At 78.6% G+C, this 1,710-nt stretch carries 2 protein-coding genes; one reads left to right on the top strand and one right to left on the bottom strand.

The window, feature by feature from the left end:
- Positions 1 to 531 (top strand): phosphotransferase (locus ICW40_RS17845; RefSeq protein ID WP_221655349.1); only part of this gene is annotated, 531 nt, incomplete at its 5' end.
- 51 nt (positions 532 to 582) lie between these two features.
- On the opposite strand, the gene ICW40_RS21195 is transcribed toward ICW40_RS17845, so the two are convergent.
- Positions 583 to 1,710: alpha/beta fold hydrolase (locus tag ICW40_RS21195; protein ID WP_260459413.1), on the bottom strand; the 1,128-nt coding region annotated here is incomplete at its 5' end.

Here is a 1,710-nt window from a genome sequence, read left to right as displayed (position 1 = left end):
GCGCTCCACCGGCCCGCGCCCGACGAGGCGCCGGAGGGGCGCGGCCGGGGCGGTGCGCTGGTCGACCGCGGCGGGCACCTCGCGACCGGCCTCGCGAGCGCCGCCGAGCGCGGGCTCGTGACCGACCCCGACGCGGTCCTCGCGGTCTGGGAGGACGGGGTCGCCGCACCACCGTGGACCGGCCCGCGGCTGTGGCTGCACGGGGACCTGCACCCGGCCAACGTCCTCGTCGCGGAAGGCACGCTGTGCGGCGTCGTCGACCTCGGCGACCTGTGCGCGGGTGACCCGGCCTACGACGTCTCCGCCGCCTGGCTGCTCCTGCCCGACGCCGACGCCGTCGAGCGCTTCTGCGCGGCCTACGAGGGCCCGCTCGACGACGCCGTGATCCGTCGGGCGCGCGCCTGGGCGGCGGGTCGCGCGCTCGCGGCCGTCCTCATCGGTGACGCGGGCGTCCAGGGCCTCCCGGGTGGCAAGCCGACGTGGGGACCGCCGGCGCGCGCCGCGCTCGAGCGCCTCGTCGCGACCGCCTGACCGGACGGCGACGGGTCGTGCGGCGGGTCGGTCGCAGCCCGTGCGGACCGGTCACAGCCCGGCGTGCCGGGCGGCCCACGCCGCGGCCGCGGCGCGCGACGTGACACCCAGCCTGGCGCGGATGTTGGCCACGTGCCGGTGCACCGTGTGGACGCTGAGCACGAGCTGACCGGCGATCTCGGCGTCGGTGAGCCCCGCGGCGACGAGCCGGAGCACCTCGAGCTCGCGCGGCGTCAGGGCGACGTCGTGCCCGGCGGGGCCCGACGCGGCCGCGACGTCCCTGCCCTCGAGGTGCGCGAGCGTCGCCTCGGTCACCGCCGTCGTGTCGCCGAGCCACGGGAAGTGGTCCTGGCCGGCGAGCTCGACCAGCTCGGCGTGCGGGATCCGCGCCGCGAGGTCCTCGCCCAGCACGAACGGGATCGCGCGGTCGTGCCGTCGGTGGAGCACGAGGGTCGGGATCGCCGCCAGCGCGGGCAGCACCGCGCGCGCGTCGAGGCCGTAGGCGTGCTGCAGCTGGGTGGCGGCCTCCTCGGGCGTGCCGAACGTGCGCTGGAAGCGCGCGAAGCGGTCGCGCTCCGTCGCGGTCGCGCCCGGCATGAAGACGTCCGCCAGGACACGCGACCCCAGGCCCCAGTGACCGCGGACGACGTCGAGCATCGCGGCCCGCGCCTCGGCGGACGCGATGTCCGCGCCCCGGGCGTAGCCGCCGTAGAGGACGAGGCGCCGCACGGACCCGCGCGTGCGCGAGGACAGGGCCGCGGCGGCTCCGGCAGCCACAGCGGCACCGGAGCTCGCGCCCAGCATCGCGACGTCGTCGAGACCGAGCGCCTCGACGAGCCCCGTGAGCACGGCGACCTCCTCGTCGAGGGAGGCCGGGGGCGGACCGTCACGGTCCGAGAGCCCGGTGCCCGGCCGGTCGTACCGGACGACCCGGACGCGCTCCCCGAGCCGGTCCGCGAACCGGCGGAACCGCGCGTCGCGCCAGTCGACGGCCAGGTGGCTGGACCACCAGCCGGCGACGACGAGCGGCGGGCCGGAGCCGGTCGCCGTCCAGGCCACCGATCGTCCGGCCACGTCGGCGTGGTGCACCCGCTGCTCGTCGCCGCGCACGCGTTCGACCCTAGCGAGCCGCGCGGCCGGCGCCCACGGCCTCGGCGCGACCCGCACCCGGCGCACCGG

Origin of the sequence: Actinotalea ferrariae (genome assembly GCF_019733465.1) — a bacterium.
Classification (GTDB): domain Bacteria; phylum Actinomycetota; class Actinomycetes; order Actinomycetales; family Cellulomonadaceae; genus Actinotalea; species Actinotalea ferrariae_A.
Note: the sequence above shows the minus strand (reverse complement) of the source record. Positions and strands in the feature narration are given on the sequence as shown.